Consider the following 25,728-nt stretch of genomic DNA (forward strand, 5'->3'; position numbering starts at 1 on the left):
TCCTATTCGAAACGCGCGTTGTCGGGCGCGGTCATGCGCCTGAGCAGCGGCAGAGCCGTGAGGATCACCAGCAGGGAGGCGGCCAGGCCGCCGCCGACTGCCGCGAAGTAGACCGGCCCCGGCATCGCCAGGGAGGCGCCCTTCATCGCGAGCTGGCCGATGACCGGCTCGGCCACCGCGAAGCCGGCGCCGGCGGCGAGCACGGCGGCCAGCACGAGCGGCAGCGCCGACTCCAGCAGCACCACCGCGGCCAGGGTTCGCGTGGGCGTGCCCGCCAGGCGCAGCAGGGTGAACGGCTGCCTGCGCTCCACCAGCCCGCCGCCGACCGCCACGACGAGGCTGCAGGCGCCGGCGACCAGGGTGAGCGCGACCATGGCCAGCGCGACGTTCTCCGCCCGGGTGTACAGGTCCGCCCTGACCTGGGCGACCTCGGCGAAGGTCATCGGCGCCCCGGCCGTGTAGCCGGACAGCAGGGTGCGCAGCCGCTCCAGCGTCGCCGTGTCGCCGGTGCGGATCATGACGGCCATCAGGTCGAGCCCGGTGTCGGAGGCGGACTGGCTGTCGGGTCCCGCCAGCGGTATGAGCTTGTCGATGGTGAGGGGGTTGTCGGCGCCGACGAGGCGGTCGAAGCGGCCCAGCACGGCCCGCGCGCCCGCGGGGCACCGGCCGAGCACGGGGAAGCGGGCCAGGCTCTGGCATTCGACGACGGAGGTCGCGGGCGGCGGCCCGTCGGGCGACGGGCGGAGGCCCTCCAGGTCCGCTCTGGCATAGATCGGCAGCACGTCCACGCCCGGGTAGGCGCGCAGCCGGGCGAGCAGGTCCGATCCCGCCCGCGGCGACAGGCCGGGGATTCCCGGACGGGAGAGCGTGGCGCCCAGCACGTTGTTGAGCGCGCCCCCGGCCACCACCTGCTGCCCGGCGACCACCGCGGGGACGAGCGCCGCGATCGTCGTCCCGATGAACACCGCGAGCACCAGCCCGCTCACCGACCTGAAGGCGGCCTTCGGGTCGGCCGCCAGGCGCTGCGCCGCCAGCAGCGTCGCCGCGCCGCGGGTCAGCCGGGCGGTCACGCGCGCGGCCAGCATCGTCAGCCACGGCCCCGCCAGCACCAGCCCCACCATGATGAGCGCGATAGCCACGTCGGCCCACAGGGCCTCCGGCTTGCCGTTCTTGAACGCCGGGCCCGCGAACAGCCCGAGCCCCGCCAGGAGCGGGATCACCCGCCACGCCCTCGGCGGCGCCGGGACCGCCTTCCTGGCCACGCCGAGCGGCGAGATCCGTACCCGGCGCAGCGACCACAGGGCGGCGCAGGCGGCCACGAGCGGGACGCCTGCGAGCACGGCCGCGTACTGCCACGGGCTCGGGGCGGCGGTCTCGGGGAAGAAGCGCGCGCCGGTGATCCGGATCCCGGCGACGGCCGGCCGTACCGGCTGGAAGACGGCGACGCCCACCAGGGCGCCGAGCAGCGCGCCGAGCGCGGCGTCCACCGCGGCCAGCACGTTGACCTGCCGGGAGGTGGCGCCGACCAGCCTGATCGCGGCGAAGCGCGTCTCGCGGCGGGCGGCGGCCAGCCGGGTGGCGGTGCCCACCAGCACCAGCAGCGGGACGATCAGCCCGATCGCGGCGATGCCGAAGCCGAACCGGTAGACGTCCGCGCTCTCGTCGACCGCGGGCTCGGTGGCGACCGTGTCGACCTGCCGGGTGCCGATCATGGCGGCGACCTGCTGCGGTGTCCGCCCGACCACGACGACCAGCTCGTCCGGCCCGGACAGCGCGGCCTGGCCGATCAGGCCCGCCCGCGTCCCTGGGAAGCGGTCGGCGAGCTGCTCGCGCGGCGCCGAGTCGAGCAGCCTGGCCAGCGCGGGGGAGACGTAGTACTGGCCCGGGCCCGGCATGCGGGACAGGCCGGGGATGACCGGCGCCCGGTCGCCGAGCGCGGCCGCGTCAAGCCGCTTGATCGTCCGGCCCGCGTAGTAGTCCTCGCGGAGGTTCCACAGCGCGCCGTCGGCGCTGGGGTCCAGCGCCCAGCCGCTGGGCGCCGTGCCCCGCGTGCACTCCCAGCAGGGACGGCCGACGGCGGACTGGAAGGCGTTGAACAGCGACAGCGTCGCCAGCAGCACCGCGACGCCGGTCGCCACCCCGGCCACGATCAGCGCCATCCTGGCCGCCGTCTCCCTGCCGCTGCGCAGCGACAGCCGCAGCCCCAGCAGGATCATCGGACGGTCCCGCCGGCGTACGGGTCGGTCACCCTGCCGTCGCGCACGACGATCTCCCGGTCGGCGCAGGCGGCCACCCGGGCGTCGTGCGTCACCACGATCACGGCGGCGCCCTCGTCGCGGGCCAGGGTCACCAGCAGCTCCATCACATGCTCGCCGGTGAGCGAGTCGAGCGCGCCGGTCGGCTCGTCGGCGAAGACGACCCGCGGCCGCGTCACCAGCGCTCGGGCGATCGCCACCCGCTGCGCCTGCCCGCCGGACAGCTCCCCGGTACGGCGGCCGCCCAGCCCGTCCAGCTCCAGCCGCTCCAGCCAGGACGCGGCCCGCGCGTAGGCCTCCTTGCGCTTGGTACGGCCGAGCAGCAGCGGAAGGGCCACGTTGTCGGCCACCGTCAGCTCGGGCACCAGCTGGCCGAACTGGAAGACGAAACCGAACGCGGTGCGCCGCAGCTCGCTGCGGCGGCCGTCGTCCAGCGTGTCGAGCCGCCGGTCGTCGAACCACACCTGGCCGCCGTCGGGGGTGAAGATCCCGGCCAGGCAGTGCAGCAGCGTCGACTTGCCCGAGCCGCTCGGCCCCATGACGGCAAGCACCTCACCCGCCGTCACCGACAGGCTGGCCTCCCGCAGCGCGGGCGTGCTGCCGAAGGAGCGGCTGATCCCCTCGGCCCGCAGCAGTGCGTTGACGATCATCGGTCGCGCACCGCCGCCGCCAGCGCCCCGAGCCGGCTCTGGGTGACGTCGATCCACCGCAGGTCGGCCTCCAGCCGGAACAGGGCGTGGTCGGCGAGGAGCACCTCGATCAGCACGCCCTCGCGCTTGACGTCGGTCAGCTCCCGCATGCGGCGCAGGTGCGCCGCGCGCTGGGCGTCCAGGTAGCCGGCCGCGTCGCGGCCCAGCATCAGCGCCAGCACGACCTTGGTGAACAGCACGGTCTGCAGGTACGGCTCGGCCGCGACGGGCTCGGCCAGCCACGCCTCGACCTCGCTCGTGCCCATCGGGGTGATGGCATAGCGCTTGCGGTCGGGGCCGTCGCCCGGCTCGCTCTGCCCGGCGGTGACCTTGCCGTCCCTGGCCAGGCGGGCGAGCGTGGAGTACACCTGCCCGAAGGGCAGGGACTTGCCTCCACCGAGGAAGGTGTCGTAGTCGCGCTTCAGGTCGTAGCCGTGACTCGGCTCCCGTTCGAGCAGGCCGAGCAGCGCAAGGGGAACGCTCATGAAAGGGGACTATACTCTGAGAGTATATTCGGCGCGTATAAAGAGTCTCAGGCCTGCCAGACGGTCGACAGCACCACGTGCAGGGCGGTCGCGCCGAGCACGCTGATCACGGCGTTGCGGGTCTTCAGGTGCAGCCCGATCGCGGCCGCCAGGGCCAGGACGGTGGGCGCCATGGCCGGCAGCGCGGCGGGGCGGAAGTCGCGCAGGGTGTACAGGGCGAGGATCAGCATGATGCCGGTGGGCATGTGGCGGGCGAGGTAGCCCAGGACCTCCGAACGGCGCAGCGGGGCCAGCACCGCGAAGGGCAGGGCACGCAGTCCCCAGGTGACGCCGGCGCTGACGGCCACGGTCGCGGCCAGGTAGAGCGGGGTGGGCACGGGATCGTCACCCCTCCCCGGCTGACGCGGGTTGCGGTGCGGCGGTTCGGCGGCGCAGGCCGTACCTGATGAGCAGGCTCGCGGTGAACAGGCCCATCGCGACCGGCAGCAGCTGCCCGGGCGCCAGGAGCGCGGCGACCGCGAAGCTCGCCCCGGCCAGCAGGGGAGTGGGCAGGTCGCGCTGGGCGCGCCAGGCGTCGATCGTCAGGACCACGAACAGCGCCGTCAGCGCGAAGTCCAGCCCGTGCAGGGTGACCGGGACGAGGGATCCGGCGAGCGCGCCGAGCGTGGCCCCACCGACCCAGTAGCCCTGGCACAGCACCTGCATCCACAGGATGCGGGCGCTGCTCCACGAGCGGGCGTCCTCTCCGGTGGTCAGGGCGTAGGCCTCATCGGTCAGCGCGAAGGTGGCGTAGACGCGGCCGAGGGGCCGGACCCGGGACAGCGGGAACGACAGGCCGTAGAAGACGTGCCTGAGGTTCACCAGCAGCGCCGTCACCGCGATCTGACCCAGCGGCGTCACCGCGGCGACCAGGCCGAGCAGCAGGAACTCCAGCGACCCCGCGTAGATCACGGCGGTGAACACCGTGGCCCACCACCAGGCCAGCCCGGTGTGCACCACCAGCACGCCGAAGCTGACCCCGAGGGGGACCAGGCTCAGCCCCACCGAGGCGGTGTCGGCCGCCGCCGCTCGCATTGCACTCATGCGAGGCAATTTTAGTGCGTATGACGCATAATATGGTTTCAAGAATTGTCGTGAGGAGGGCTGATGAGCAATTCAATTACTCTGGATCACATAGATCGTGAAATATTGTTTCAACTGGCTCAGGATGGCCGGTTGCCAAACGTGGAGCTGGCCCGCCGGGTCGGACTGACGCCCCCGCCGTGCCTGCGCAGGGTCAAGCGGCTGGAGGACGCCGGTGTGATCGCCGGATACCGGGCCCAGATCTCACCCGGGGCCCTGGGCCGCGCCATGGAGGTGGTCGTCTCGGTGGAGATCGCGGTCAACAACCTGCAGACCGTGGAGGACTTCGAATCCCGGATCGCGGCGCTGGAGGAGGTCGTGGAGTTCCGTCGCATGTTCGGCCGCCCCGACTACTACATCCGCGTGGCGGTCGCCGATCCGGTCGCCTACGAGAAGTTCCTCAGCGAGCAGATCCTGCCGCTGCCCGCGGTCTCCCGGGTCGACTCCCACCTCACCATGAAACGGATCAAGGACTGACGAGCGGGATGATCCTCCGGAATTTGCCGCCCGGCGACTGCTGCGGCGCCTCGTCGGCGAGTTCGAGCGTCACGTCGGTGACCTTGTGCTCGGTGAGCAGGTGGGTGATCTGCGCCCGCACCGTCTGCCACACGCGGTCGGCGTCGGCGCCGTTCGCGGTCTGCAGGCGCACGCGCAGCGTGGCGGGCGCGGTCTGGACGAGCTGGAAGCGCTCGACACCTGGGGCCCGGTCGAGCAGCGTGCCGAACAGCATGGGCGAGATGCCGCCGCCCGTGGGGAAGGTGAGCAGGTCGGCGGCGCGGCCCTGCACGCGGATGGCGGGAAGGATGCTGCCGCACGGGCAGGGGTCGGGGCGGAGCACGACGCTGTCGCCGAGGTCGTAGCGCAGGATCGGCTGGACCCGGTTGGCCAGGTTGCTCACCAGGACGGTGTGCGACGGCTCGCCCGGTGGGACGGGCTGATGGTCGGCGTCGACCGGTTCGACCACGGCCCAGTCGCTGTTGACGTGGTACCAGCCCTGCCCGCAGCCGTAGCTGAGGAAACCGCACTCCGTGGCGGCGTAGGCCGCACGGACCTTGGCGCGGAACGCGCTGGTGAGCAGCTCGAGGGACTCCGGGGTCGCCGTCTCGCCGCCCGGGATGACCATCGCCGGGTGGATGCGCAGGCGTCCGGCCTCCTGCTCCCGCGCCAGCAGCATGAGCATGCTCAGGAAGCCGGTCAGGCTGGCGGGGTTGTACCGGTTGAGCTCGGCGACCAGGTCCGCCAGCGGCTGGTTGATCGAGAAGACCCGCAGGATCCTGCCCATCATGGGCCTCTCCCTGCGGAACCAGGCCGCCGAGGCGACGGTGGAGAAGTGGCCGCCGGGCGCGGTCACGATCGCGGTACGACCGCCGCGGGCCAGGGCGCGCAGGGCGCCGCCCACGCCCAGAGCGCCGCTCGCGCGCGACCCCACGGCGGTGTGCACGGCCATGCTCCGCTCGTCCAGCACGAACAGGCCGCGCAGACCGCTCGTGCCCGAGGTCGTCGCGACCATGTACCTGCCCAGGAACCGGTGCCCCACGAGGTCGGGGTCGGCCACGAACTCCTGGACCCGCTCCCGCGTCACCTCGCGGTCGGTGACCCAGTCGTCGAAGCGGGCCATCAGCAACTTCTTACTCGTGACCGGGAGCGATGCGGGGTCGTCCACGTCGTCGGGCAGGTCCTGGTACAGCTCGCGGTAGTACGGCGAGCGGGCGCGGACGTAGGCCACCATCCCGGCCAGGCGGGCGCGCTGCCGCGCCGCGATCGCCTGGCGGCCTTCCCGCATGTCGCGTCGCGCTTCGCGGGCGATCTCCCGGTGGCTGTCCCCCATGATGGGCGGGTTCCTTTCTGGTCAGAGGGGTTCTTCGGTGGCCTGCCGTACCGAGAGCAGGCCGTGCATGGCGACGTCGAGGGCGCGCCTTGAGGCCTCCCACATCTCGTCCTGCGTCCGGCCGAGCTGGACGCTGGCCAGCGTCGCCTGCTGGATGGCGCCGATCAGGGCCCCGGTCATCGCGGCCGCGGTGATCGGGTCGAGCCGGCCGGGGAACGCCTTCAGCAGCTCGCCGGCGATCCGCTGCTGCGCCTCGAGCAGCAGGTACAGCCCCTTCGCCTGAAGCGCGGGCGTGGTCAGCATGAGCCGGGAGGTGGCCGACAGCTCCTTGGGCTCCCTGTCGGGGACCAAGGGCCGGCGGTAGGCGGCGTACTCCTGGACCATCCTGCCCAGCACCTCGCCGGGGCTCTCCTCCGGCCGGCGCCTCGCGATCGCCTCGAGCAGCACGTCGAAGTCGCGCTCGGCGTCGACGAACAGGACGTCGTCCTTGCTGCGGAAGTAGTTGGAGAACGTCTTGGGATCGACGTCCGCCGCCGCCGCGATCTGCCCGATCGTGGTCTGCTCGTAGCCCTGCTCCTCGAACAGCCTGATCGCCGCCATGACGATCCGCTGTCTGGTCAGGCGCTTCTTCCGCTCACGCCGCGACTCCTGCATGCCCCCAATATACTCACACAAGAATTTTCCTGACAACCGGAAAATTTCACTGAGTGTCGGATTCGCGCACTGTTCATCCCCCGGTCACCTCATGGGCGGCGGAGCATGGTCTGGGCTGATCATGGACCGGGTAGTTTGTCGCGCCCTAGGGCGGGACGAGACACCGGGGGACGGCGTGGGCGACAGATCGCTGCAGACGAACGCGACGCACTTGGCGAAGATGTCGGTCGGCATGGACCTGGTGTCCGAGCGGCTCACCGAGCTGCGAAGGGTGCTCGAACAGCACGGGCGGCTGCCCTCCATGGCGCTGGGGGTCGTGGGGGCGCCCGCCTGCGCCCGGTACAACGGCCGCTGCGACGCCGCCGACCACCTGATGGAATCCCTGTGCAAGTCGGCGGCCACGATGGCCGAGACGCTGCGGAGCAACGCGGTGGCCTATGTCTCGGCCGAATCCGCCAACTTCGAGGTGGTCTCGAGCACCACTCCATCGGGCGGATCTCTGGCCGAAGGCTGGCTCACGGGGATGTTCTCCGGGTCCTGGCTGGCCCGGTACGGGTTGCGCTGGGCGGCGAAGAAGAAGCTGGACGCGGCGCGTGCCGCCGGGAGATCCGTGAGCGCCGAGGTCGACACGGCCCTCGAGCAGGCCACCAAGGTGTGGGGCGCGGACATGGAACTGGATCTCTTCCGGCGTGCGATGTCTCCCGAGGACGCCATCCTGGCGGAGTCCAGGTTCAACGACTTCGGCAACAGCATGGACCGTGCCGTGCTGGCCACACTGGACAAGCAGGCCGCCGCCGAGGACAAGATCTCCAGGCTCGCCATGCTGAGCCAGCGGACCGACGAGGTCCTCCGGATGACCAGGTCCTTCACGATCGCCGCCACCGCCGCGTCCATCCTGTGGACCGCCAACGCCGTCATCATGTCGGACGATCTGATCGACAACGCGATCGGCATCTGGTACGGCATCGCGGCCGCGACGCGGACGATGTTCCAGCAGTGGATGCCGGCCATCCGCGAGGCACTGTTCCCCGACTGGGTGGGCGATGCGAGCACGGCGGCACAGAAACGGTTCGCCGCGTTCGTCGACGACGGGATGGCCTTCGCGAACCAGGCCGAGCAGATCGCCTCGTCGCTGCACACCGTCGTCCGGCGCCTCGACCAGGTCTACTGGGCCGCGTTCGCGTTCTCCATCGCGCAGTTCGGCGCCATGGTCGCCCTCTGGGCGGTCGCCAGGTTCAACCTCGGCGCGGCGATGCTGCTCCGTTACCTGGGCATGATGCTGCGCGTCTCGGTGACCGTCGCCATCAACGCGATCATCGCGGTCCTCGGCGGCCTCCTGGCCTGGGCCGAAGCCTGACAGACCTACTGCTGCGCGACGTCCAGGCGCGTGAAGGTGGCGCCGTTGGTGGCCGCGCGGGCGCCGAGGACGTGCCCGTTGCACATCAGCGTCTCCGTCCCCACCGGGTCGGTCACCTTCCACGTCACCGGTTCGCGGCACTTCTGGCTACGCCGGTCGTTGTCCCAGGTACGGCCGCACACCCGGCACGTGGTCACGTTGACCATGAAGGACAGCGTGTTGCCGTGCTCGGGGCAGACACCCCACGGGAAGCCGCACTCCTGCAGGGCGCGGAACCGGGCCAGGTCCTCGGCCGCGCGCTGCAGGTCCTCGCCTGCCCGTTGCAGCCAATCGGTCGCCTGGTGCGCCGCCTGGAGATGGGCGCGCTCGGGCGATTCTGCGGGCAGGCTCGCGTACAGGGCACGAGCCTCGGCGCGGAGCGCGTCGGCGCGACTGGCCAGGTCGCGCAGCTGGGCGGGTGAGATGCTCATCGCTGAGATTCTTCCTCGTTTCCGCGCCCGACGCGCAGAACGGCACCACTCTCAGCGGGCAAGGGCGGGGCAGGGGTCCTGGTAGGGGACGTCCGGGAGGTAATGCCTCCATTCAGGCTCGGTCAGGGTACGGCCGGCCCGGGCGCACACGGCGTCGGCCACCCGCCCGGGATCGATCGGGATGTCCATCAGGACGCCTGCCTGGTCGATGGTGCGCAGGATCGAGCCGTCGGGGCTGAAGGCGGCCGCGAGGACGTCCTGCTGCTCGCCGGTGACCGCCGCGCCCAGTTTGCGGGGGGCCGTGACGTCCCACAGCTGTACGGTGCGGTCGTGGCCGAGCGAGGCCGCCACGTCTCCCCGGTGGGTGAACAGCAGGCCGTCGACTCCGGGGGCCGCGCGGAAGACGGGACCGTGCCGCCTTCCTGTGCGGACATCCCAGAACGCGAGCTGGTCGAGGGGGCCGCCGATGGCCGCCGTCATCCCGTCGGAGGTGACGGCGAGCAGCTCCGCTCGGCCTGTCAGGCCTCCAGGGCCGAGCGGCGGGCTCACCGGGTGTCCGTTCAACGCGTCGACCAGGCGGGTCGTCGCGCCGTCCATCACCGCGCCCATCGGGCTGCCGGGCAGGGACATGACGCGGCCGGCGCCCTCGGGGAAGTCGATCGTCCTGCCCCAGCGGGCCCGGTGGACGTCCCACACCAGCGACCGGCCCGCCTGGCTGCCCGGCGCCAGGGATACGGCGGCGTTGATCACGAGGAACGACCCGTCCGCGGTCAGGGCCAGGGATCTGGCGTGACCGCCTCCGGGGATGGTGATCGTGGCCACCTGGTCGTGGCGGGCGACGTCCCACAACCGCACCGTGTCGGACTCCGGGCCGTCGAGCGCCGCAAGAAGCCTGCCGTCGCCGCTGAACGCCGGCTGGTCGACCTCCTCGCCGGCCCGCAGCGGCAGGGAGCCCACCTGGCGTCGCGTCGCGACGTCCCAGAGTGCCAGTGACCGGGGCTCCCGCTGGTAGGTGGCCAGGAACCGGCCGTCGGGGCTGAACGCCGCCGTCTCGGGGGTAAGGCCCGGCAACCGTGCGGGGCTGACCAGGTCGGAGATGTCGAGGCTCACGGCCGTGTCGTCGGCGAGGTAGCGCAGGGTCGTCCCGTCGAAGCCGGCCGCGTCGAACGCGGTCCTGCCGGCCGGCAGAGTCCGGCCGTCGGACACGCGGATGAGGTCGAGGCTGTCGCCTCCCGCCACGAGATAGCGCCCGTCAGGGCTGAACAGGAGCAGGCCGCCGCCGGAGTCCCACGATGGTGTCGGTGCCCCACGCAGGAGTGAGCGGCCGGTGCGCACGTCGACGAGGGAGATGTCGGAGGTGGTCGCGCAGGCCAGCGTGTGCCCGTCAGGGCTGAAGGCGACCGCGCGCGCGTGGCCGTCGTCGCAGACGCCGGAGTCGTGCCATCGGCTGACAGGGCTGCCCGCGGGAAGCCGCAGCAGACGGAAGCGTCCCTCGTCGTCGGCGACGGCCAGCAGGTGGCCTGCCGGGTCGATGCTCGCGCTCAGCGTCGCGAAGGGAGGAGACCAGGTCACGCCTGTCCGCGTGTCCCACAGCGCGCCGTCGTGGGTCCCGTCCAACAGGATGTACCGGCCGTCGTCGACCCACTCGACCGAGTGGAACAGGTGGAGCAGCGCCGCGCCGGCGATGGCGTGCTCTGCCCCGGTGGGCCTGCCGGTGCTCATGTCCCACACCCGGATGGTGTGCCCGGCGGCCACCGCGAGAAGCCTGCCGTTCGGGCTGAGGCTCGCGCCCAGGAATCTCTCCCCGCCGATCCTCAGGTCCCTCCAGCCGCCGATCTGCCTGCCGCCCGGCAGGCCGAAGACCTTCACGCCCGACGGTGTCACGCTGACGAACCTGCGCCCGTCCCTGCTGATCTGGTGCACGACCTCGCCGCCGGTGTCAGGGTCGGTGAAGGCGGCCCGCTGGCGCTGTGCCCAGGCGCTGTGCAGGGAGGCTCGGGTCTTCAGCCGCGGTGCGAGCCGCCAGGCGGCCACGCTCAGCAGCATCGCCCGCACCGGCTCGGTGAGGCGCATGGTGTCGGCCTGCCCGGCCACCTGTTCGGCGAGCGTCCTGTCGCGCTGGGCAGCGACCGTACGGCCCTGCCGTACGGAGACCACACCGCCGGTCAGGGCCAGGACGAGCAGCGCCGCGAGGGTGACGGTCACCATGCCGCGGCGTCTGACGCGGTGGCGGGCGGCGGTTGCGCAGGCGTCGAGGAAGGCGCGTTCGAGCAGGTTGAGAACCAGGTGGCGGCGTCCGGTGGCGGCCCAGCCGAGCGCCGTCTCCAGTCGGCTGCCATGCAGCAGGTCGGCTTGGCGCTGCCCGTGGCTGTCCCAGTGCCTGGCCGCCGTGCGGATCGCGTCGTGGGAGGCCAGGCCCTCGCGTTCGTCGGCCACCCAGTCCCGCAGCCGCGGCCAGGCGTGCACCAGGGCCGGCCGGGCGAGCAGGAGGTCGCCGCTGCCGTCGCCGTCGTCCCTGCGGGTGAGCAGGTAGTCGAACAGCCGCAGGACGCGGTCGAGAGCGGCCTGCTCCCGCGGCGTCCTTCCCTCGAGCAACTCCTCCTCGGGCAGCCGCCGCAGGGTGAGCTCGCCCGCGGCGCCGACGCCCACCAGCCTCAGGAACAGGTCGGGCACCAGGTCGCGGTCCGCGGGATCGACCAGCCCGTAGGCGTCCTCCGCCAGCGCGCCGAGCGCCGGGTCGTCCGCGCCGCCGCCCTCGAGCAGGCCGGCCTCGGCGCTGCCGACGGCCAGCAGTTCGGCCGAGGACCCGTGGAAGCCGGAGACGAGGCCGAGAAGGAGCCGGTGCGCGGTCGGCCTGGCCGCGGGGTCCTTGGCGAGGGCCGATGCCACCAGCGGGCGCAGGGTGTCAGGCAGGTCGCCGAGGTCGGGGTCGGTGGTCAGCACCCGGTGCATCACCGCGCCGAGGTTCTCCGCGGTGAACGGATCGGCGCCGCCGGACGCGAACACGATGATCGCGCCCCAGGCGAAGACGTCCGCCATCGCGTCGGCCCGCCGGCCGGTGAGGATCTCCGGCGCCATGTAGGCGGGCGTGCCCGCCACGGGACCGGTCGCGGTGAGGGACATCTCGGGGGTGCGGGCCAGGCCGAAGTCGATGATCCGGGGACCGTCCGGGCCGAGCAGCACGTTGTCCGGCTTGAGGTCGCGGTGTATCACGCCCGCGTCGTGGATGGCGGCCAGCCCCGTGGCCACCGCGGTGGCCAGGCGGTGCAGATCGTCACCGGCGAAACGGCGTCCGCCCATGACCGCCTGCCGCAGGCTGGGCCCCTCGACGTACTCGCTGACGAGGTACGGCCGGGCCCCTTCCAGCTCCACGGCCAGCACCCGGGCGGTGCAGAACGAGGCGACGCGACGGGCGGCGGTGGCCTCCTTGCGGAAGCGGACCCGCAGCTCCGGGTCGGCCATGGCGTCGCCGTGCAGCACCTTGACCGCCACCCGCCGGCCTTCGGGGTCGTACGCCTCGTAGACCAGCCCCTGGCCTCCGGCGCCCAGCCGCCCGGCGAGCCAGTAGTCGCCGATCCGGTCAGGGTCTCCGTCGAGCAGGGCCGATGTCACGTACCCACCTCGTTCGCGCTGCCTGACACCGGATGCCGACTCCTTCGGGAACGGGGTCACGTTCCCTCTTACGACTGTTGATCACCGGCAAAGGTTCGGCGACGACATCTGGCATCACGCGATCACCACCTGTTCGGTCATCGCCCGGTTGCCTGCGAGCAGGCCGCCGTCGACCGGCAGCGCGACTCCGGTGATCCAGGCGGCGTCGGCGGAGGCCAGGAACAGCACAGCCGAGGCGACGTCGTCCGGGGTGCCGACCCGGCCGAGCGGGTACCAGTCGGCGAGCCGGTCGAGGATGTCGGGCGCCACGGCCACGCGCTCGTCCCAGATCGGCGTGCGGATGGTGCCGGGCAGCACCGCGTTGCACCGGACGCCGTGCCTGCCGTACTTGACCGCGAGGCTGCGCGTGAGGCTGAGCAGCCCGGCCTTGGCCGCGCTGTAGGCCTCGTTGCCGAAGTAGGAGACCGCGTTCACCGACGAGATGTTGACGATGACGCCCCGCTCGCGGGCGATCATGGAGGGCAGTACGGCCTGCGCGCACAGGAACGCGCCGGTGAGCGCGACGTCGATCTCGCGGTGCCACTGCTCCTCAGGCAGGTCGACGAAGTCGGCGTCCCTGGTGACGGCCGCGTTGTTGACCAGCACGTCGATCGGCCCGTGACGCTGCTCGACCTGCGCCACCCACTCGCGGACCGCGGCGCGATCGGTGACGTCCACCCCGGATGCCCCCGCGATGTCGCTCCCCGCGACGACCGCGCCCTCGGCGGTGAACCGGTCGACGAGCACCCGCCCGATGCCACCGGCGGCGCCCGTGACGGCGACCACCTGATCGCGGAACCGCATGCTTCCTCCCTAGAAGAACGTGTACGTCTCGCCCTCGACCACCGGGACGGAGAGATCCCGAACGAGATCCAGTCTCCGACACCGGCCACCCGCGGCCCGGTGGGCATCAGCTGTTCGTGGTCGCGCGGCTGTCCGCCTGGGCGGCGACCGGGGTCGGCGTGGTCGCGCGGGGGAGCAGGAAGCAGGCCAGCAGGGCGACGGCGAACAGGGCGAGGCCGATGAGCAGGCTGGTCCGCGTGGCGTCCACGGAGTCGCCGCCGGCGGCCAGACCGGCGAAGAACACGGTGCCGACCGTGGCGGGCCCCGCGGCCGCGCCGAGTTGCATGACGGTGTTCACCACACCGGAGACGGCCCCGGTGTCGGCCGTGCCCGCCCCGGTGAGGGTGATCAGCATGAGCGAGGAAGCGCCCAGGCCGAGCCCGGCACCGTACAGCAGGACGGGGACGGCCAGCTGCCAGGGAGTGAGGCCGGCCCCGAACCGGGTCACCACGACGATCATCGCGGCCGTGCCGAGCAGGAACACCGTCAAGCCGATCATGGGCAGCCTGCGGCCCAGCCTGGGCGCCATCGGCATGCCGACGCCGTTGCCGGCCACGATGCCCACCGTCGCGGGCAGCATGGTCAGGGCGGTCTTCAGCGGCGAGTAGTGCAGGCCGTCCTGCAGGTGCAGCGTCAGGACGAAGAACGCGCCCATCCCGCAGTAGAAGATCAGCATGACGAGCAGGCCGACCGACACGGCGCGGCCGCGGAAGAGGCCGGGGCGGATCAACGGCTCCTGCCCGCGCCGCTCCAGGCTCCGCTGCATCGCGAAGAACAGGGCCAGCAGCGGGAGCGCGGCGGCCATCAGCAGGAACGCCCAGGCCGGCCAGCCCAGCTCACGACCCTGCACCAGCGGGTAGAGCAGGGCGAGCAACGCGGCGGCGAGCACCAGGACGCCGGCGAGGTCGGTGCTGCCGCGGCCTGGTCCGGGGGGCGCGGGCATGACGAGCGCGGCTCCGAGGCAGGCGATCAGCGCGATCGGCACGTTGATGAAGAAGATGGTGCGCCACTGCCAGCCGAACAGGTCGGCCTGGGTGAGCAACCCGCCGAGCAGCGGGCCGGCCAGGCCGCCGAGCGGGAAGGTCATCCCGTAGAACCCCATCGCCTTCCCCCGCTCCTGCTCGGGGAACTCGGCGTGGATGAAGGAGAGCACCTGCGGCACCATCAGGCCGGCGAAGACGCCCTGCGCCACCCTGGCGGTCAGCAGCACCGCCATGCCGGGGGCGGCGCCCGCGGCCAGGGAGGCCGCGCCGAACCCGGCGGTGCCGATCACGAACAGGGCGCGGTGGCCGAAACGGTCGCCCAGCCGGCCGCCGCTGATCAGGGACAGGGCGAAGGCCAGCGTGTATCCGGTGGCGGTCCACTGCAACGCCGAGGGCAGGGCGTGCAGGTCGCGCTGGATGGTGGGGAGCGCGATGTTCACGATCTGGTTGTCGACCATGTCCATTGATTAAGTTGAGCAGGCGCATGAGAAAGCGACGTCGCCGGGCTACGGTCCGGTCCGGAAAGGTTCGCCGTTCGATCAGCTGGCGGCCGTCTGCTGTCCGCGCGGGGGCGGGAACGTGTACGTCCTAAGAAAGGACTTGCACATGCGCTTCTTACCGCTGGCGATCGGCCTCGCCCTCGTCGCCGCCACCCCCACGGCGGCGGTCGCCGACGACTTCCACGACAACTCCCGGCACACGCTCGACCTGCAGGCACACCGCGGCGGGCTGGGCCTGGTGGTGGAGAGCACGCTCGCGGGCTTCGCCAACGCGCTCGAGCTGGGCGTGTCCACGCTGGAGCTGGACGTCCAGATCACCGAGGACGGCCAGGCCGTGGTCACCCACGACCGGAAGATCAGCCCCCGCAAGTGCCGTGACACGGCGCCCGCCGTACCGGGTGATCCTGAGTACCCCTACGTCGGCAAGTTCATCAACACGCTCACCCTCGCCCAGATCCGCACCATGGACTGCGGGTCGCAGACCCTGGCCGAGTTCCCCGGCCAGCGGGCCGCCCCGGGTGCTCGGATGCCGCTGCTGAGCGAGGTGTTCGACCTGGTCAACAGCTACAAGGCGCACCAGGTGATGCTGAACGTGGAGACCAAGGTCGAGGCGGGAGCCCCGCAGGAGACCGCGCCGCGCGAGCAGTTCGTGCAGGTAACGCTGGGGGAGATCCGCAAGGCCAAGATCATGAACCAGGTCACGATCCAGAGCTTCGACTGGGGCTCGCTGATGCGGATGCGCGAGCTGGAGCCGAAGCTGCCGCTGGTGGCGCTGACCAACTACGACTTCCTGCAGACCGGCAAGCCGGGCGCCTCGCCGTGGCTGGGCGGCATCGACATCGACGACTTCGGCGGTGACCCGCTCAAGGCCGTCAAGTCGTTCGGCGCGGCCGCCTTCTCGCCCGTGCACGGCTTCCCGCAGAACGGCAAGGTGACCGACCCCGGCTACGTCCCCTACGTCACCAAGACCATGGTCGACGAGGCCCACGACCTGGGCATCAAGGTCATCCCCTGGACCATCGACGACGAGCCCACGCTCAACAAGCTCATCGACGACGGCGTGGACGGCATCATCACCGACTACCCCGACCGCCTCAGGAACCTCATGGCCACGCGCGGTATGAAGCTTCCCAAGCAGTACAACCGCCCCGCCTGACACGCCATAACAGGGGTCCCTCTGATCTGTGCGATCAGGGGGACCCCTGTTAATGCCAAGAAGTTGTGAACCGGCTTTTACGCAGCTCAGCGTATTCTGATGAGGCGCGGCGTGGCATAGGCACCAACGCGCCGGGGTGCTGGCTTCATGCGGCGCCGCGGCACCGCCTTCCAGTTCGAGAGGTGGCCATGACCGATTATCCGCTGCTGGACATCATCTGGACGACGTTCGTCATCTTCCTGTGGATTCTCTGGTTCTTCCTGCTCTTCAGGATCATCACCGACATCTTCCGCAGCGATGACTTGAACGGCTGGGCGAAGGCCGCCTGGATCGTCTTCGTCATCATCCTTCCGTTCCTCGGCGTGCTCGTGTACGTGATCGCCAGAGGCAAGTCGATGACCATGCGGGACGTGGAGCGGGCGCGGCAGAACGAGGCCGACTTCCGCGCCTACGTCCGCAACGCGGCGCAGGAGGAGAAAGGTCCGGCCGAGCAGCTCGCCGCCCTCGCCTCCCTCCACGACAAAGGCGTGCTCAACGACGAGGAGTTCCAGCGAGCCAAGGAGAAACTCCTGGTCTGACGCGCTTCCACGCCCCGCCCTGTCGCAGGTGTAGACGGAGTGGCCCTGATAGGGGCCACTCCGTTGTTCGGAGCGTCAGCCGGTGATCTTCGTTCGGCGGCGGAGGGCGAGGACGAGCAGGGGGACGAAGGTGAGCAGGGCCGCGAGGGCGGCGTAGCCGTACGCGAGGGTGGACAGCGTGGCGACCGCGGCGACGAGCAGCGGGCCGCCGGCGTCGCCCAGCTCGCGGCCCAGTTCGGCGCTGCCCATGGTCTGGCCGATGCGCTCCGCGGGCGACGAGGCGGCCAGCGCGGCGAAGCCGAGAGGCGTGATCAGGCCCGTCCCCGTGCCGATCAGGACGGCCGCCGACAGCAGGCCGGCCAGACCAGGCAGTACGGCGCAGCCGAGACCTGCCGCGGTGACCAGCAGCCCGGTGAGGATGCCGCCGCCGGTGGCGAGGCGGCCGGCGTCCAGCGCGCGGCCCGCGAAGGGCTGGACCAGGGCCGCGCTGGCCGCCAAGACGGAGACCGCGGCTCCCGTGGCGATCGTGCCGAGCCCGGCGGCCGCCCCGGTGACGGGCAGGAACCCGACGCCGACCGACAGCGCCGCGGCCGCCGCGGCCAGCGCCGCGGTCGGCCCGAGGAAGACCGGATCGACCAGGCGGCGCACCAGGTCGAGGACGGTCTGGCGCTGCTTGGGCAGCGGCGCGAGGGCGGGCACCTCGAAGACGGCCCAGGCGGCGACCGCCACGCCGAGCACGGCCAGCACGAGGAACAGCAGCCACAGCCCGCCCGCCCACACCAGGACCCCGCCGAGCAGCGGGCCGAGGGTGTAGCCGATCGACTTGTAGAAGCCGTACGAGCCGAACGCCCTGCCGTGCGTGGCCGCCGGGTTGAGGCGGGCGACCAGGGCGGAGGCGGCGGGGGAGAAGGCCGAGGCGGCGGCGCCCTGACCCAGGCGGGCCGCCCACAGCCAGCCGGGGCTGTCGGCGACGACGTAGACGGTCGAGGCGGCGGCGAAGGCGAGCAGCCCGCCGATCATGACAGGGCGTGCGCCGATCCTGTCGGCCAGCGTGCCGAAGACCGGCTTGAGCAGGAGCTCGGCCCCGTCGTACAGCGCCAGCAGGCCGCCCAGGACCATCAGCGAGGTCACCGCGTCGTGCGAGAAACCGCCGAGGTTGGCCGCGATGCCGTGCGCGCCGAACGCGGTGGTGAAACCCGCCGCGTACAGCGGCCACATCCGCCGCTTCAAGGCTGTCCCATGCAGCGTCTGGATCACTGGCTCGGCCACCGCATCACACCTGCAAATGTAGCGCCGGTTACATCACGCAGGCCACCTGCGCGAAAGCGTGCACGAGCGGCGTCTCGCGCCGTACGCCAGAAAGGCCGCGATGCGCCTGTTTCGGGTCAGGCGGGGAGGGCCGTTGCGAGGGAGGACTGGACGTAGGTCATCGCCTCGGCGTACTTGGGGTCCTCCGCGCGGGTTGCGATCTGCTCGGGGGTCAGGTCGGTGAGGCGCTGCTGGATCCACCAGATGTTGCCGAGCGGGTCGCGGACGCGGCCGACCTTGTCGCCCCAGAACAGCTCGGTCGGCTCGGTGACCACGACGGCGCCTGCCTGTACGGCACGCCGTACGACCTCGTCCGCGTCGGCGACGAAGAGGCGGAGAAGGGCCGGGGTCTCCACGGGCAAGGGGGAGTCGAACAGCATCACGACGGCGTCGCCGATGCGGGCCTCGGCGTGGCCGATCACGCCGTCCACCTCGACGCGGCTGAGCTCCTCGGCGTCGAACGCCTCCGTGATGAAGTCGATGACAGCTGCGGTGTCCTTGGTGACGATCCAGGGAGTGACGGTCGTGTAGCCCTCGGGGATCATGATGTGGCCCTTCGCAGAAGCGGTCTTCCTTCTGACTTCACTCTATCAGAACGGAACGCTTTGTTCCAATACTTTGCGCTGGGCGCTGCTCAGACGATCCGGCCTTGGGCTGACGGTGTACGTGCCGGATTCGGCGCGCTTGAGGGCGAGGGGATCGGCGATGGCGGGGTGCCGGTCGATCGCGTTCAAGGCTTCGGCGGTGCGCTCGCCGGGCCAGGCCAGGGCGGTGGCGAGGTCGTCCTCGGAGAGAGGGCGGGCGGCGTGGACGAGGGCGGCCACGACCGTGAGCGCGTCCTGGACGACGGAATCGGCGAGGGCGCTGCCGTTCATCTGCCGGCTGACGCGGGCGAAGAACTGCCCCATCTGGCCGAGCCGGGTCCCGGCGGGCGTGCCGGGGCCGAAGAGTTCGATGCCGTGCCGGGCAGCCTCGGCGAGCCGGGCGTGGGCGCCGGTGTCGGCGCGCCAGGCCCGGACCCAGACGTCGTCGTCGATGAGGTAGCGCTCGCGGCGCCCGCCGTCCGACCGGCGTCCGACCAGCTCCATGGCTTCGAGGTAGCCGATGGCCTTGGACACCGACGCCGGGCTGACCTGGAGCCGGCGCACCAGCTCGACGACCGCGAGGCTGCCCGACTCGGAGGTGAGCAGGCAGACGAACACCCGGGCGGGCATCCGGGGAAGGCCTGTCGCGGCCAGTAGGGTCGCGAAGCTCTCCACGAAGTCGCGCACCGACTCGGCCGGCCACACCTCGGCCGGTGACTGGCGAGGCCTGCTCCGGCGGGCACGCCGTCCGGCTGCCTGCTGGGCGCGGTCCGCCAGATAGCCGCTCGGGCCGCTGTTGCGCGCCACCTCGCGGCTGATCGTGGAGGTCGGCCTGCCGAGCCGCCGGGCGATCTCGGCGTATCCCAGCCCTGCGGACAGCCACGCCGCGATCTGCCGGCGATCGTCTTGGGTCAGCCTGCCTCCAGGCATCGGCTCGCCTCCTCTCGTGGCCCAGTGTGCGTTAACCAACAGTACATTGCAACGACCTAATTGCGTTTACTGACAAGGCTGTTGCAATTTTCTGCACCAAAAGTCCAGGTGAATGGCGCTATTGAGAGAAATTGTCGTTGACGATATTTAAAACGCAACGTAGCCTTCACTCGTTCGGAAAGTTCGCGAAGGCAGGAAGGGCACGACAATGCATGTGATGGCGATTTCCGCGGTCTCCGACCAGGACGGGTTCTGGAGTTCGCTGAAGGGGGCGCACGGCCGGCTGCCCAAGGGCGCGAAGTGGAAGCTGGCCGTGGCGAGCACCGACGGCACCAAGGCGGTGAACGTCATCGTCCACGACTCGCTCGACGCCGTACGAAGCTTCTTCGAGGGGCACGCGAGCGCCTTCGCCACGACGGAGTTCTTCGAAGCGGACGCCGCCAACGCCGTCGGGCTCCCGAAGTAGCCATGGACATCTCCGACCTCCTCGCGGAGTACCGGATCCCGAGCGCCGCGATCGGCGTCCTGCACGACGGAGAGATCACCGAAACGGCCGTCGGCGTCAAGGACGTCTCCACGGGGGAGCCCGCGACGACCGACACCGTCTACCAGTGCGGCTCCATGACCAAGACCTGGACCGCCCTGGCCTTCATGCAACTCGTCGACGAGGGCGGAGCCGACCTGGACGAGCCGGTGCGGACCTACCTCCCCGGCTTCAAGGTCGCCGACCCCGAGGTCACCGCCGCGGTCACGCCCCGGCACCTCCTCAATCACACCAACGGCATAGAGGAGGAGTACGGCGACGCCGGCGAGGACGACGACGTCTGCGAGCGCATGGTCGCGAACATCGCGGGTGCGCCCCAGGTCCACGCCCTGGGACACACCCACGGTTACAGCGCCGCCCTGGGCTACGCGATCCTCGCCCGCATCATGGAGGTGATCGACGGCAAGCGGTGGGACGACGTCATGAAGGACCGGCTCTTCGACCCGCTGGAACTGGCCGGCACGACCACCCGGCACGAGGACGTGGACCAGGACCGGGCCGCCACGGGCCACCTGATCCGCTCCCTCGACGAGGGCCCGTTCGTCTCACCCCTGGGCTACCTGCCGCGCGCCTTCGGCCCCGGCGGCAACATCAACTCCACGGTCGGGGACGTCCTCGAGCTCGCACACGTCCTCCTCAACGACGGCAAGGCGCGCAACGGCACGCGGATCGTCTCCGCCGAGGCCATCCGCGAGATGACGCATTCCCGCGTCGCCGTACCGGACCCGTACATGTTCGGCCCGCAATGGGCTCTGGGCCTCATCGTGTGCGACTGGCACGGCGAGACCGTCTACGCCCACGACGGCAGCACGGTCGGCCAGAACGCCCGCCTGCGGATCCTCCCGGAGTCCAACCTCGCCATCACGATGATGACCAACGCAGGGCCGCGAGAGAGCTTCTACAAGAAGGTCTTCAACGAGATCCTGCCCGGCTACGGCGCCCCCACGGTCCCCGGCCTGCCGGCCCCCGACCCGGCCCTGAACCTGGACCCGTCCAGGTACGAAGGCGTCTACGAACGTCCCGGCGCCCGCTACGAGGTGACGGCCGATGGCGGCAGGCTCCAGCTCACCCTCGGCATGGACCCCATGCAGGCGAGATTCCTCGGCAAACCGGAACGCGTCACCTACGAGCTGCTCCCCGTCAGCGAGACCCATTTCCTGATGCCCTCGGACGACCCGCTCGAGGACACCCAGACCGTGGCGATCTACGACTTCAACGACGGAGCCGCCCGGTACCTCCACACCAACTGCCGGGTGTTCCCGCGTGAGGTTCGCCGCTAGTCGCCCAAGGGCCAGGCGAAGCGGTGGGTGTGGATGCCGAAGTAGGTGAAGGCCTCGGCGCGGGTCACGCCTTCGACGCGTTTGATGTGGTCGTTGAGCACGGCCAGCAGTTCGGCGGGCTCCTTGCAGACGATCTCCACGAACAGGTCGAAGGAACCCGCGGTCAGCACGACGTAGATGACGCCTGGCAGGGCGCTGATCCGGTCGGCCACGGCGTGGACGTCGCCGTCGGTCCGCACGCCGACCAGGGCCATGACCGGCAGGCCGAGCGCCATCGGATCCGTGACGCCGACGATCTGGACCACGCCCTCGTCCCGCAGCCGCTGCACCCGCTGACGTACGGCGGGCGCGGACAGGCCGGTGGCCTCCGACAGCGCCGTGTAGGAGGCCCGGCCGTCCTGCTGCAGCTCGCGCAGCAGGATCCGGTCGATCTCGTCCAGCCTCATCCGACCAGATCCCGCACGGCCTCGGCGAAGACCTCGTGGTGCCGGTCGACGTCGGCCGCCGTGGTGGCAGGGCACATCAGCGCCATGTTGTGGAAGGGCGTGAGCAGCACGCCCCGGTTGGCCAGGTACGCGTGGAGGTAGTCGTCGAGGTCGGCGTCGGCGACGGCGTTGGACTCCCCGCCGTTGCGGGGGGCGGGGCTGGCGAAGCGGTACTCGGACCGGGCGCCGAGCTGGGTGACCGACCACGGCAGCCGGTGCTCGTCGATCACGGCCTGGACGCCCCGGGTGAAGCGGATGGCCAGCTCGATCATGCCGGCGAACGCCTCGTCGGTCAGCACCTGCTCGAGCGTGGCGCGCATGGCCGCGACCGAGAGCGCGTTGCCCGCCAGGGTGCCGCCGACGCCGCCCACGTCGACCAGGTCGAGCCCCGGCATCGCCTCGACCTTCGCCGCGACCTCAGCGGACAGTCCGTAGGCGCCGGTGGGGATGCCGCCGCCGATGGCCTTGCCGATCGTCACGATGTCGGGATCCAGGTCCCAGGCCTGCGTGCACCCGCCGGGGCCTGCGGAGAAGGTGTGGGTCTCGTCGTTGATCAGCAGCGTGCCGTACGCGCGGGTCAGCTCCCGCACGCCGCGCAGGTAGCCGGGCTCGGGCAGCACGATGCCGATGTTGGTCAGGGCCGGCTCCATCAGCACGACCGCCACGTCGCCGTGCGCCAGCTCCCGCTCCAGCGCCTCCAGATCGTTGAACTCCACGACCCGCGTGGTGACCCTCGGATCGACGGGCGCGCCCACGTTGCCCTCACGCGACACCTGCTCGCCGTCCTGATCGACCACCAGCAGCACCTCGTCCACGGACCCGTGGTAGCAGTAGCTGTAGACCAGGATCTTCGGCCGCCCGGTGATCGCGCGCGCGAGCCTGATCGCCCACCGGTTCGCGTCGGTCGCGGTCAGTGAGAAGCTCCAGTACGGCAGGCCGAACCGGCGCGCGAGCTCCGCCCCCACCCAGGCGGCGTCCTCCGTCGGCATCATCACGGTCGCACCGCCACGCCCGCCGAACTGCTCGCTCACCGCCCGGACGGTGGGCTCGGGGGAGTGGCCCGCCATGGCCCCGGTGTCGCCCAGGCACAGATCGACGTACTCGTGCCCGTCGACGTCGGTGACCCGGGCGCCGCGGGCCTCGGCGAGGTAGAGCGGGAACCCGGCCGCCGTCTTGTTCATCCAGGTCATCGGCACGCCCCCGAACAGGTGCTCGCGGGCCTGCTCGTAGGCGGCGGCCGAGCGCGGGTTGCGACGGCGGAACAGGTCCCGCTCCCGGTCGAGCAGCTCCGCCAGCCGAGTACGGTCGATCATGACCTTCACCTCAGAAAAGTTCGTCGTTGCCAGGACATTCGACGGATTCTGAAGGCACTGTAACCGACGACCTTCGTTCAGCTGTAGCCGAGGAGCGTCATCATCCCGGATTCCGCGTGGTAGACGTTGTGGCAGTGGATCATCCAGATGCCCGGGTTGCCGGCGTCGAAGTCGACGTCCAGGGTGGAGTTCGGCAGGACGATCGCGGTGTCCTTCCTGATGCCCGACGGCAGGGCGAAGGTGTGGCCGTGCAGGTGCATGGGGTGCCACATGGAGGTCCGGTTGACGAAGGACAGGCGGACCCGCTCGCCCTGGCGGATCGGGGTGATCGCCTCGGGGTCGTACTTCCTGCCGTTGATGGCCCAGTTGTAGGACATCATCGTGCCGGTCAGCTCCAGCCTGACGGTCCTGTCGGGGCGCCTGTCCGCCAGCCGTACCGGGGCCTGGGGCAGCAGCGCGTCGTAGGTGATGGGGTCGGAGTCCAGCTCGCGGGGGCGGGCCGCCGGGCCGGGGGCCGTGGCCGACCTGCTGGTGCGGATCAGGGCGCGGGCCACGGCCTGCTTGCCCTCGGCCAGCGCGACCAGGGGGAAGACGCCGTCCTTGAGCGTGACCAGGACGTCGTAGCGTTCGCCCATGCCGATCAGCAGCGAGTCGGTCCGCTTGTGCTGTACGGCGAAGCCGTCGGTGTGCGTGACCGTCATCCGGTGACCGGCCAGGGCGACGCGGAAGGCGGTGTCGCCGCCTGCGTTGATGAGCCGGATGCGCAGGCGGGCGCCGGGTTTGGCGTTGAAGGTCGCCAGCCGGGTGGGGATGCGGCCGTTGACGAGGAAGTGCGGATAGCGGACGTCCCCTGCGTCCCCGCCGAGCAGCAGGCTCGTCGCGCCCATCAGCATGTGCTTCATCCCCGACGGCGAGCTCGCCCCGGGCGACGGCGACATGCCGGGCATCCCCGACATGTCTGACATGCCCGGAGACATGCCTGGCATTGCGCCCATCCCGCGGGTCAGCTCGGCCAGGACCTCGTCGGGCTCGCCTGTGATGCCGTCGAGCCAGTCGTCGAGGACGACGACCCACTCGGCGTCATAGCTGAGAGGCTCACGCGGGTCCTCCACGATCAGTGGCGCGTACAGCCCGCGGTCCTGCTGCGTTCCCTGGTGCGGGTGGAACCAGTACGTGCCGGGATCCGGCGCGGTGAACTCGTAGACGTACTCGGACCCGGTGCTGATCGGCTGCTGGGTCACGCCCGGGACGCCGTCGGCGTCGTTGCGCAGGGCAAGCCCGTGCCAGTGGACCGTGGTCCCGGCGGGAAGCCGGTTGGCCAGCCGCGCCCGGATCACCTCGCCGGCGTTGACGCGGATCTCCGCGCCGGGCAGCCGCCCGTCGTACGTCCAGGTCCGCGTGGTGACGCCGCCGAGGTCCACCTCGCTCTCGGTGGCGACCAGCCGGAAGTCCCTGACCGTGCCCGGGCGCCTGGCCTGCTCGGCCGCGCGCACCTGCGGTCCGTCCGGCCTGACGAACGCCGGTCCCGAGGGAGTACGGCTGCCGCAGGCCGTGAGCACGGCTGTGCCGAGCAGCCCGCCCCCGGTCCTGAGCAGGGTGCGTCGATCGATGTTCATGAAGTGCCTCGCTTGACTCATGCGTGGATGGACGGCTCGGAGCGGGCCGTTCTAGATCCGCAGCACGGTCGAGCGATCGGGAGGTCCGCGCACCGCCCGCGCGCGCGGGAACGCGGCGGCCCGCGCGCCCGGCTGTCTGGGCGGAACCAGTACGACGGATGACCGTAGGAAGCGCCAGAGCACCGCGATCCCGAGCATCGCCAGGCACACCCAGCCCCAGGCCTGCCCCTGCGCCGCCAGGGTCTCGTGGCCGCCGGCTCCGGGATCGGTCAGCTGCGGGGCGGCCATGTGGGATACGGAGGTCCCGGCGTCGTGGGCTCCCATGTGTCCCAGTCCGTGCATGGTGACGATGCCGAGCAGCAGCAGGACCAGGAGTCCCAGCCGGTGCGCTCGCGTCATGAGGCCCAGGATAGTCCACTCCTCCTATTGCTCATCGTAGTGAGTGGTCAACGGAGGTTCAGGACAAAGGGCACCCAGGGGCGGCCGTCCGAGTCGTGGATCTCCTCCTGCCGCTTCCAGCCGAGGTCGGCGTAGAAGGACTGGGCGGCGAGATTGTCCGCGGCGGTCTGCAGCCGGAGCTCCGCCACGCCGTGGGCCTTGGCGATGTCGGTGAAGGCGGACACCAGGAGACTCCCGAGGCCCAAGCGGCGCATGTCGCCGCGTACCGCGATGTGGTTGAGGATGCCGGTTCGGACGTGCCGGGCGGGCGGTTCCATCGAGGCCCGCCGGATGCCGCGGGCGTACCGCTGTGCCCGGGTGCGGACGAATCTGGCCGTCAGGCCGGGCCGCATGAGCAGCGAGGCCGCGCCCGAGCGGGCCAGCCGCCAGCGGTCCAGCTCGATCACGTGCCGGTGGTGCACGACGGTGTCGGTCGAGCCCACCAGGAACCCGGCCGGTTCGCCGCCGACCTCCGCGACCAGCGAGACCGCGGCGGGACTGGTGAGAAAGGTCCGGTGGTAGCGCCGCAGAAACCTCTCGCCGAGCTGGACGAAGAAGCCCTGCGCCAGGTCGGCCTCGTGCAGGCGGGCCACGGCCGGGACGTCGCGGAGCTCCATCACGCGCAGCGACGCGGCCGGAGTGCGGGGGTAGGACATGGG

The 25,728-nt window shown here is 71.2% G+C and carries 25 protein-coding genes; 6 read left to right on the forward strand and 19 right to left on the reverse strand.

Annotation, left to right across the window (positions count from 1 at the left end; genetic code table 11):
- Positions 1 to 2 precede the first annotated feature (2 nt).
- From KIK09_RS38440 to KIK09_RS38460, 5 genes are read right to left on the reverse strand one after another with little or no spacing between them, the layout of a single operon-like run.
- On the reverse strand, positions 3 to 2,216 hold the full coding sequence (locus KIK09_RS38440) for an FtsX-like permease family protein (RefSeq protein WP_214324398.1): 2,214 nt from the start codon (positions 2,214 to 2,216) through the stop codon (positions 3 to 5).
- A complete protein-coding gene (locus KIK09_RS38445) occupies positions 2,213 to 2,905 on the reverse strand; it encodes an ABC transporter ATP-binding protein (protein WP_214324399.1) in 693 nt (230 codons plus the stop codon). Before KIK09_RS38445 ends, KIK09_RS38440 begins: the two co-directional genes overlap by 4 nt.
- Entirely contained in the window at positions 2,902 to 3,429 is a 528-nt protein-coding gene (locus KIK09_RS38450; protein ID WP_214324400.1) for a PadR family transcriptional regulator, read from the reverse strand. The genes KIK09_RS38445 and KIK09_RS38450 overlap by 4 nt, the downstream gene beginning before the upstream one ends.
- Positions 3,430 to 3,476: 47 nt before the next feature.
- Positions 3,477 to 3,806 carry a branched-chain amino acid transporter permease gene (locus KIK09_RS38455; RefSeq protein WP_214324401.1) on the reverse strand — a complete coding sequence of 110 codons (330 nt, stop codon included), beginning with the start codon at positions 3,804 to 3,806 and terminating at the stop codon, positions 3,477 to 3,479.
- Positions 3,807 to 3,813: 7 nt separating this feature from the next.
- Entirely contained in the window at positions 3,814 to 4,512 is a 699-nt protein-coding gene (locus KIK09_RS38460) for an AzlC family ABC transporter permease (RefSeq protein ID WP_214324402.1), read from the reverse strand.
- A 63-nt stretch (positions 4,513 to 4,575) separates the two neighbouring features.
- On the opposite strand from KIK09_RS38460, the gene KIK09_RS38465 reads away from it, so the two are divergent.
- Positions 4,576 to 5,028, forward strand: coding sequence for an Lrp/AsnC family transcriptional regulator (locus KIK09_RS38465; protein ID WP_214324403.1), 453 nt, complete (start codon positions 4,576 to 4,578; stop codon positions 5,026 to 5,028).
- Here KIK09_RS38465 and KIK09_RS38470 read toward each other — a convergent pair.
- Together KIK09_RS38470 and KIK09_RS38475 are read right to left on the reverse strand one after the other, a co-directional pair.
- Complete coding sequence (locus KIK09_RS38470) at positions 5,018 to 6,379, reverse strand: phenylacetate--CoA ligase family protein (RefSeq protein ID WP_214324404.1); 1,362 nt, start codon at positions 6,377 to 6,379, stop codon at positions 5,018 to 5,020. The genes KIK09_RS38465 and KIK09_RS38470 overlap by 11 nt on opposite strands.
- A gap of 21 nt (positions 6,380 to 6,400) precedes the next feature.
- Positions 6,401 to 7,033, reverse strand: a complete 633-nt coding sequence (locus KIK09_RS38475; RefSeq protein WP_214324405.1) for a TetR/AcrR family transcriptional regulator — start codon at positions 7,031 to 7,033, stop codon at positions 6,401 to 6,403.
- Positions 7,034 to 7,208: 175 nt separating this feature from the next.
- Here KIK09_RS38475 and KIK09_RS38480 point away from each other — a divergent pair, with 175 nt between their 5' ends.
- A complete protein-coding gene (locus KIK09_RS38480) occupies positions 7,209 to 8,390 on the forward strand; it encodes a hypothetical protein (RefSeq protein ID WP_214324406.1) in 1,182 nt (393 codons plus the stop codon).
- Positions 8,391 to 8,395: 5 nt separating this feature from the next.
- Here KIK09_RS38480 and KIK09_RS38485 read toward each other — a convergent pair whose 3' ends face one another.
- From KIK09_RS38485 to KIK09_RS38500, 4 genes are all read right to left on the reverse strand, one after another.
- Positions 8,396 to 8,860, reverse strand: coding sequence for a hypothetical protein (locus KIK09_RS38485; protein ID WP_214324407.1), 465 nt, complete (start codon positions 8,858 to 8,860; stop codon positions 8,396 to 8,398).
- Positions 8,861 to 8,911: 51 nt separating this feature from the next.
- Positions 8,912 to 12,472, reverse strand: coding sequence for a WD40 repeat domain-containing serine/threonine protein kinase (locus KIK09_RS38490; protein ID WP_214324408.1), 3,561 nt, complete (start codon positions 12,470 to 12,472; stop codon positions 8,912 to 8,914).
- A 114-nt stretch (positions 12,473 to 12,586) separates the two neighbouring features.
- Entirely contained in the window at positions 12,587 to 13,315 is a 729-nt protein-coding gene (locus KIK09_RS38495) for an SDR family oxidoreductase (RefSeq protein ID WP_214324409.1), read from the reverse strand.
- Between the two features lie 106 nt (positions 13,316 to 13,421).
- A complete protein-coding gene (locus KIK09_RS38500; protein WP_214324410.1) occupies positions 13,422 to 14,801 on the reverse strand; it encodes an MFS transporter in 1,380 nt (459 codons plus the stop codon).
- Between the two features lie 142 nt (positions 14,802 to 14,943).
- Here KIK09_RS38500 and KIK09_RS38505 point away from each other — a divergent pair, with 142 nt between their 5' ends.
- Both KIK09_RS38505 and KIK09_RS38510 read left to right on the forward strand, forming a co-directional pair.
- On the forward strand, positions 14,944 to 15,993 hold the full coding sequence (locus KIK09_RS38505) for a glycerophosphodiester phosphodiesterase (RefSeq protein ID WP_214324411.1): 1,050 nt from the start codon (positions 14,944 to 14,946) through the stop codon (positions 15,991 to 15,993).
- A gap of 188 nt (positions 15,994 to 16,181) precedes the next feature.
- Positions 16,182 to 16,571 carry an SHOCT domain-containing protein gene (locus tag KIK09_RS38510; RefSeq protein ID WP_214324412.1) on the forward strand — a complete coding sequence of 130 codons (390 nt, stop codon included), beginning with the start codon at positions 16,182 to 16,184 and terminating at the stop codon, positions 16,569 to 16,571.
- A gap of 75 nt (positions 16,572 to 16,646) precedes the next feature.
- Here KIK09_RS38510 and KIK09_RS38515 read toward each other — a convergent pair whose 3' ends face one another.
- From KIK09_RS38515 to KIK09_RS38525, 3 genes are all read right to left on the reverse strand, one after another.
- Positions 16,647 to 17,840 (reverse strand): MFS transporter, encoded by a 1,194-nt coding sequence (locus KIK09_RS38515; RefSeq protein WP_214324413.1) that lies wholly within the window; start codon positions 17,838 to 17,840, stop codon positions 16,647 to 16,649.
- A gap of 116 nt (positions 17,841 to 17,956) precedes the next feature.
- Positions 17,957 to 18,424 (reverse strand): VOC family protein, encoded by a 468-nt coding sequence (locus KIK09_RS38520; protein WP_214324414.1) that lies wholly within the window; start codon positions 18,422 to 18,424, stop codon positions 17,957 to 17,959.
- A gap of 45 nt (positions 18,425 to 18,469) precedes the next feature.
- On the reverse strand, positions 18,470 to 19,393 hold the full coding sequence (locus tag KIK09_RS38525) for a GbsR/MarR family transcriptional regulator (RefSeq protein WP_214324415.1): 924 nt from the start codon (positions 19,391 to 19,393) through the stop codon (positions 18,470 to 18,472).
- Positions 19,394 to 19,610: 217 nt separating this feature from the next.
- Between KIK09_RS38525 and KIK09_RS38530 the strand changes: the two genes are divergently transcribed.
- Together KIK09_RS38530 and KIK09_RS38535 are read left to right on the forward strand one after the other, a co-directional pair.
- Positions 19,611 to 19,859, forward strand: a complete 249-nt coding sequence (locus tag KIK09_RS38530) for a hypothetical protein (protein ID WP_214324416.1) — start codon at positions 19,611 to 19,613, stop codon at positions 19,857 to 19,859.
- Between the two features lie 2 nt (positions 19,860 to 19,861).
- The gene (locus KIK09_RS38535; RefSeq protein ID WP_214324417.1) at positions 19,862 to 21,217 is read left to right on the forward strand and encodes a serine hydrolase; all 1,356 of its coding nucleotides are present in this window, start codon (positions 19,862 to 19,864) and stop codon (positions 21,215 to 21,217) included.
- Here the strand turns inward: KIK09_RS38535 and KIK09_RS38540 are convergent.
- The 5 genes from KIK09_RS38540 to KIK09_RS38560 all read right to left on the reverse strand — a co-directional run bounded on the left by KIK09_RS38540 (position 21,214) and on the right by KIK09_RS38560 (position 25,725).
- Complete coding sequence (locus KIK09_RS38540; protein ID WP_214324418.1) at positions 21,214 to 21,663, reverse strand: Lrp/AsnC family transcriptional regulator; 450 nt, start codon at positions 21,661 to 21,663, stop codon at positions 21,214 to 21,216. The two genes, KIK09_RS38535 and KIK09_RS38540, sit on opposite strands and share 4 nt — an antisense overlap.
- Positions 21,660 to 23,015 (reverse strand): aspartate aminotransferase family protein, encoded by a 1,356-nt coding sequence (locus tag KIK09_RS38545; RefSeq protein ID WP_214324419.1) that lies wholly within the window; start codon positions 23,013 to 23,015, stop codon positions 21,660 to 21,662. Before KIK09_RS38545 ends, KIK09_RS38540 begins: the two co-directional genes overlap by 4 nt.
- Positions 23,016 to 23,092: 77 nt before the next feature.
- Positions 23,093 to 24,631 carry a multicopper oxidase family protein gene (locus KIK09_RS38550; RefSeq protein WP_214324420.1) on the reverse strand — a complete coding sequence of 513 codons (1,539 nt, stop codon included), beginning with the start codon at positions 24,629 to 24,631 and terminating at the stop codon, positions 23,093 to 23,095.
- A gap of 51 nt (positions 24,632 to 24,682) precedes the next feature.
- On the reverse strand, positions 24,683 to 25,030 hold the full coding sequence (locus KIK09_RS38555; RefSeq protein ID WP_214324421.1) for a DUF6153 family protein: 348 nt from the start codon (positions 25,028 to 25,030) through the stop codon (positions 24,683 to 24,685).
- 47 nt (positions 25,031 to 25,077) lie between these two features.
- Complete coding sequence (locus KIK09_RS38560) at positions 25,078 to 25,725, reverse strand: GNAT family N-acetyltransferase (protein ID WP_214324422.1); 648 nt, start codon at positions 25,723 to 25,725, stop codon at positions 25,078 to 25,080.
- Positions 25,726 to 25,728: the final 3 nt, after the last annotated feature.

This window comes from Nonomuraea sediminis, assembly GCF_018531495.1.
Taxonomy (GTDB): domain Bacteria; phylum Actinomycetota; class Actinomycetes; order Streptosporangiales; family Streptosporangiaceae; genus Nonomuraea; species Nonomuraea sediminis.